The 6,155-nt window shown below is 67.0% G+C and carries 5 protein-coding genes; 3 read left to right on the forward strand and 2 right to left on the reverse strand.

Annotated elements, in window-relative coordinates:
- Window positions 1-6: 6 nt before the first annotated feature.
- On the forward strand, window positions 7-759 hold the full coding sequence (locus AB3X89_RS13990) for an aspartate/glutamate racemase family protein (RefSeq protein ID WP_368583808.1): 753 nt from the start codon (window positions 7-9) through the stop codon (window positions 757-759).
- 12 nt (window positions 760-771) lie between these two features.
- Here the strand turns inward: AB3X89_RS13990 and AB3X89_RS13995 are convergent, their stop codons facing one another.
- Together AB3X89_RS13995 and AB3X89_RS14000 are read right to left on the reverse strand one after the other, a co-directional pair.
- Window positions 772-2,748 carry an AI-2E family transporter gene (locus AB3X89_RS13995; RefSeq protein ID WP_368583809.1) on the reverse strand — a complete coding sequence of 659 codons (1,977 nt, stop codon included), beginning with the start codon at window positions 2,746-2,748 and terminating at the stop codon, window positions 772-774.
- A 143-nt stretch (window positions 2,749-2,891) separates the two neighbouring features.
- Window positions 2,892-4,172, reverse strand: coding sequence for a DUF445 domain-containing protein (locus AB3X89_RS14000; protein ID WP_368583810.1), 1,281 nt, complete (start codon window positions 4,170-4,172; stop codon window positions 2,892-2,894).
- A 209-nt stretch (window positions 4,173-4,381) separates the two neighbouring features.
- Between AB3X89_RS14000 and AB3X89_RS14005 the strand changes: the two genes are divergently transcribed.
- Together AB3X89_RS14005 and AB3X89_RS14010 are read left to right on the forward strand one after the other, a co-directional pair.
- Window positions 4,382-5,584 (forward strand): exonuclease SbcCD subunit D, encoded by a 1,203-nt coding sequence (locus tag AB3X89_RS14005; RefSeq protein WP_368583811.1) that lies wholly within the window; start codon window positions 4,382-4,384, stop codon window positions 5,582-5,584.
- Window positions 5,581-6,155, forward strand: a 575-nt coding sequence (locus AB3X89_RS14010) for an AAA family ATPase (RefSeq protein ID WP_368583812.1), incomplete at its 3' end; no start/stop codon positions are given. The genes AB3X89_RS14005 and AB3X89_RS14010, both read left to right, overlap by 4 nt.

The following is a 6,155-nucleotide window of genomic DNA, read 5'->3' on the forward strand; positions in this document are numbered from 1 at the left end:
AGCAGTATGAAGATCCTGGTGATCAATCCGAATATCTCCGAAAGTGTATCGGCGCTGATCCGGACGGAGGCGCAACGCAGTGCTTCACCTGATACCGAGATCGAGGTTGCGACCGCGCCGTTCGGCGTTGCCTACATCGAGACCCGCTTCGAAGCGCTGGTCGGCGCGTACGCGAGCGCGTGCGTGGCGGCCGAACGCCATGGCACCTACGATGGTGTGGTGGTCGCGGCGTTCGGCGATCCGGGCCTGCAGGGCATCAAGGAACTGCTCGACGTGCCGGTAGTCGGGCTGACCGAGTCGGCATTGCTGACTGCGGCAGCGCTCGGGCAGCGCTTCTCGATCATCGCGATCTCGCCGCGAATCAAGGCGTGGTACCGCGAGACTGTCGGGCGCAGTCATCTGGCGAGCCGGCTCGCCAGCATCCGCGCGCTCGACGAGCCGTTGCACGATATCGGCAGCGTGCAGCAGGATCACGCAGCGAGACTGAAGGCGCTGTGCAACCAGGTTGTCGACGATGACGGCGCCGACGTCATCATCATCGCCGGCGCGCCGCTAGCGGGTCTCGCACGTGAGATACGTGACGAATTGCCGGTGCCGGTGGTCGATGGTGTGTCGAGTGCGATTACGCAGCTCGAGGGCCTTATCCGGTTAGGTCCGAAAAAGGCGACGAAGGGCAGTTTCGCCCAGCCGCCAGTCAAGCCGAATCGGGGTCTGCCCGAGCCGCTCGAACGATTGCTGAGCAGCGAGCAGACGCGTTGATCCAGCGCGGTCTCAGCCCGCGCTGGCCGCCTGCGATTGCTGTCGCATGGGCTGCCCGCTCGTCGCCGCGTGACATGCCTGGATCATCGCGCGGAACGTCGGCGACGCATGCAGCTCGCCGCCCGCATCGAGTTCGGCGCTGTCGTCCGGCGCGTCGCCGACGCCGACCACCAGCGTCGCGCGCGGCCGCCATTCGCGCGTGCGCCGCAGCATGTTGCGCAGATACGGCGGCGACTCGGGCGCGTCGAGCGACACGATGCAGATGATCGAGGTGTCCTTGAAGCTCGGCTCATCGGCGCGCGCGCTGCGATAGCCCGAGTGCGTCGCCATCAGCGGCGCGAAACCCTGGCGGTTCAAGAGTTGCACGGCGATGGCCGTCGTCACTTCGTCGAATGCGCCGCGGCCGGGCACGCACAACACTGCGACCTTGCTCGCTTCGTCCGACTGTGGCGAGCGCGACCGCAGATCGCTGCCGTAGCGCTCCGAGGCGCCCGCGCCCGGCGACGCCAGGTCCGGCGGCGCCCCGGCAAGCAGCGCATTGCCCGTGTCAGCCGGTTCGGCCGGCGCCAGCGTGTCGCGCAGTCCGTCGGCGATTTCGAGGTTCTCGACGATATCGGCGAGCGCGTCGTTGATCCGCTGCAACTGCTCGGGCATCAGCACGCCGCGCTGCGCGTCGTTGCGCGCGAGCCGCAGGCCTTCGAGCGCGACCTTGTCGTAGTAGTCGATCAGCGACATCTCACGCAGCAGCCGTTCGGCCTGCACGATCGCCTCGTGCGGATCGTCGGCGAGCAGGCGCTGATAGAAGTTCTGCGCGGGCGTCAGCGCGGGCTGATCGCCGAGCAGCACGGTCAGGAAGTTCAAGCGGTCCGCGTAGCGCCCGAGCGTGACGACGCACAGCGTGAGCGGCGTCGACAGCACGAGGCCGATCGGCCCCCACAGCCAGCTCCAGAAAATCGCCGCGACCACCACCGCGAGCGGCGACAGGCCCGAGCGATGACCGTACAGCAGCGGCTCGGCGATCTGCCCGGCGACCACGTCGACGACGATGAACAGGATCAGCGTGAGGACCGCCATCGTCCATTGCGGCTGGATCGCGGCCGCGAGAAACACCGCGAGGATCGCCGCGATCCAGATGCCGATGTATGGCACGAAGCGCAGCAAAGCGGCGATCACGCCGAACAGCAGCGCACCCGGTACGCCGATGATCGCGAGCCCGATCGCGATGATGCCGCCCGCGCTCAGATTCACGCCGAGCTGCGCGACGAAATAGCGTGACAGGCGCCCGGCGGCGTCGTTGATCGCGGTGGTCGTGCGGTGCAGATCGCGAGAGCCGAACAGGCTGATCAGACGGTCGCGCAAATCCTCGCGCTGCAACAGGATGAAGATCGTCACGACGAGCACGATGAAGGTCGTCTCGATCGGCGCGATGGCCGGGGTCAGCGCGCGCTGCGCGAGCTGCACCGGCGTCGGCGCGGGCTCGTGCACCTCAACCTGTTGCGGCACCTGCGGCGCGTTGCGCGCGGCGCGGCCGGTCGGGCGCGGCGGCGCGGGACGCGACGGCGCCATGCGCTGCAGCGCGCTGGCGGCGCTGCTCATCAGCGAATCGGCGCGGCCCACGGTTTTTTCCTGCACCGTTTCGATCTTCTGCTCGATCGCTTCCTGGTACTGCGGCAGCGCGTTCGCGAGCTGCACCAGCTGCGCGCCGATCAGCGCACCGACCGCGAGCAGCGACGCGAGAGCGAACAGCACCGCGATGAAGATGGACGGCAACTGGCCCATGTGCAGACGCCGCAGCATCTGCACGAGCGGCGCGAGCAGGAAGCTCAGCAGCACCGACAACGTGATCGGAATCAGCACCTCCCGGCCGAAGTACAGCGCGCACACCACCACCACGCCGGTGATCAGCGACACGAGGCCATGCAGGCCCGGCGTGCCCGGCGGATAAACGCGATTGGGGCGCCCATGCGGCGGCGGCAGCGATATTTTCATGTAAACACAATTCCGGTTGGGACGCGTTGACGACCGAGCGGAGCACTGGTCGTCCGCAAGACATATGCCCGAATTGTAGGCGGTTTGGTGCGAGCAGGGCTCACGCGCGGCTACGTGTCGGGTGGCTCGATGAGCGCGAATCGTCAGCCTACATGCACCCGCAACATCTCCAGCAACTGCGAGCTCACGTACAGCAGCAAGCCGATAAATCCTCCGACGATCGTCCCATTGATGCGGATGTACTGCAGATCCTTGCCGATATTCATCTCGACCTGGCGTGACATCTCATGGGCGTCCCAGTTCTTCACGGTATCGCTGATATGGCGCGTGAGGAACTGCGCGAAGTCGGGCGCCATCGCGCGCGCGGCTTCTTCGAGGTGATCGTTCAGCGATTGCCGCAGCGCTGGATCGCGCGCGAGTTCGCGGCCGACCCACGCGCCCATCGCGGCGACACGCGCATGCAGTGCCGAGTCGGTGCTTTGCAGGTCGCGCTTGAGCCACGCGCGCAGTTCGCCCCACATGTCCTTCACGTAGCTGCTGAAAGCCTCCCCTTCGACCAGATAGCGCTTCAGCGCTTCGCCCTGTTGCAGGAAAACCGGATCGGTCTTCAGCCGCACGATCAGCTTCTGCACCACCCGGTCGAACCTGTCGCGCAACTCGTGCGCGGGGTTCTCGGCGATCTGTTCGAGCATACGGTTCGCGGCGCTCGCGATCGCTTCGGCGCCCTTGTCGCCGATCCACGCCGACGGCAGAAACTTCTCCATCGTCGGATACTCGCTTTTCACCCAATCGACGATGCGCGCGGCAATGAACTCGCGCGCCGGCGCCTCGCGCAGCACCGCGATCACCTGATCGATCGCGGTGTCGAGCAGTTCCTGATGACGGCCGTCGCGCGTCAGCGTGTCGAGGATCGCGCCGAGCGATTGCGACAGATCGACCTTCGCGAGAACGTCGCGCAGGCCGTCCTTGATGAAGTTCTGGATGCGCGCGTCGTCGGCCACCTCGAGGATGCCGCCGGTGAGGCGCACCACGTAGTCGCCGAGACGCGCGGTGTTGGCCGATTCGCTGAGCCACGTGGTGATGGTCTGCGCCGGATCGTGCCGGCGGATCAGACCGACCAGCGACGGCACGTCGAGAAACTTGTCCTGCACGAAGTGCGCGAGGTTGTCGGCGATCTTGTGCTTGTTGCGCGGGATGATCGCGGTGTGCGCGGACACGACCGGAATCGGCACGCGCCGAAACAGCGCCGCGACCGCGAACCAGTCGGCGAGCGCGCCGATCATCGCGGCCTCGGCGACGGCCTTGATGCCGTCGACCCACAGGCCGCGCGGCAGGAACGCGGTGACGACGAAAACGCAGGCGGCCGCAAGCAGCAGCAGTAAAGGCGTGCGCTTGGCGTTCTTCAGTTCGGTGGTCTTGTCCATCGGGCGCGGTTGATCGTGTCGGGCGGCGGGCGGCTGAAAAGTAGCGCGGCAGCCGGTTTGGTTGCAATGATGCGGTACGGCCCGCGCACGCGTCCAGCCTGGATACGCGCATGCAATACGCGCGGGGGCTTCGGCAAGGTAACATTCGCGGTTGGGCTCGTCGTCGAGCCGCACGCAAGACGACGCAACGCAATCGCAATGGAGGCACAGTGATCAGGTTTCTGCACACCGCGGATTGGCAGATCGGTACGCAGTTCGGTCAGTTCGAACCGGACGAGGCCGCGCATCTCGCTCAAGCGCGCTTCGACACCGTGCGCCGCATCGCCGAAGAAGCGGCCGCGCGCAACGTCGACGCGGTGCTCGTCGCGGGCGACGTGTTCGACCTGCAGACGGTGTCGGACACCGTGATCCGTCGTTTGTTCGGCGCACTGCAAGCGTTTTCCGGAACCTGGATCATGCTGCCGGGCAATCACGACGCGGCGCTCGTCGAAAGCGTGTGGACCCGCGCGCAGCGGCTCAATTGCGTGCCGCCGAACGTGCGCGTCGTGCTCGAAACCGGCGTCGTGCTGCTCGATGCGTGCCGTTGCGCGCTGCTGTGCGCGCCGCTCACGCAGCGCATCACCTACGACGACACCACCGCATTCTTCGATTCCACCGAGACGCCGCCCGGCTATCACCGCGTGGGGCTTGCGCAGGGCAGCGTCGGCGGCATCCTGCAGGAGGGCATCGATTCGTCGAACCCGATCGCGCCGACGCGCGCCGTGAGCGCGCGGCTCGACTATCTGGCGCTCGGCGACTGGCACGGCCATCTGCGCGTCGACGAACGCACCTGGTACGCGGGCACGCACGAACAGGACCGTTTCCGCTCGAACGAACCGGGCTTCGTGCTCGACGTCACGATAAGCGAGCCGGGAGCGTCGCCGCAGGTCGAGGCGGTGCGAGTCGGGCAATACCGCTGGCATCGCTGGGATGAGACGATTTCGGTGCCGACCGACATCGACGCACTGAAAGCCCGCCTCGCCGAACTCGGCGCGAATGACGTGCTGCGCATCGAGGTCGGCGGCACCGCGGCGCTTGCCGATGCCGAGGCGCTGCATGTCGCGGTCGAAGAGGCTCGCGCGTGCGTGCGCGCGTTGCGTGCCGATCTGAGCAGCCTGCACGTGCTGCCCACCGCCGACGATCTCGCCGAACTCGGCGCGCAAAGCGGCTATCTCGCGAAGGTGGTCGCGCGGCTGCGCGCCTTGCAGGAAGACGCACAGGCCGATCCGCAACAGGCGCGGCGCGCGGCGGAAGCGTTGCTGCTGCTGGCGCGCTTTCAGCGCGAACAGTGGCACCGCGATTCCCATGCCGCACCACCCGCGCAGGCGCGCGATCGGCAACCTGAAGCGCCGCGTGAAGGAGCCTGTGCATGAAGCTGCAACGTATCGCGATTCAGGAATTCAGGCAGTTCGGCGGGCAGCTCGTGATCGACGATCTGCAGCCCGGTCTCAACCTGTTCGTCGGCCCGAACGAGGCCGGCAAAAGCACGATTGCCGAAGCGGTGCGCACGGTGTTCCTCGAACGCTACAAGGCCTCGCATCTGAAGGACCTGTTGCCGTGGGGACTCGCGAACGGGCAGCCGTCGGTCGAGGTCAGCTTCGAGCTCGATGGGGTAGCGTGCCGTCTGTCGAAGCAGTTCGTGTCGCGTCAGCGCTGCGAGCTGAGGATCGGTCAGGCCGTGTATAGCGAGGACGAAGCCGAAGACAAGCTCGCCGCGCTGCTCGGCTTCTCGCGCGCGGCGCGCGGTCCGATGAAAGCCGAGAACGCCGGCGTGCCGGGTCTGTTGTGGGTGCAGCAAGGCGGCACGCAGGAGATGCGCGATTCGACCGGGCACGCGGCGCAGTATCTGCGCGACGCGCTCACGCAACTGTCGGGCGGCCGCGAAGCGGGCGGCGAGGACGCGCTGATCGCGGCCGTGCAGCGCGAGCTGCGGCAACTGCTGAC

Origin of the sequence: Paraburkholderia sp. BR14320 (assembly GCF_040948665.1) — a bacterium.
Classification (GTDB): Bacteria; Pseudomonadota; Gammaproteobacteria; order Burkholderiales; family Burkholderiaceae; genus Paraburkholderia; species Paraburkholderia youngii.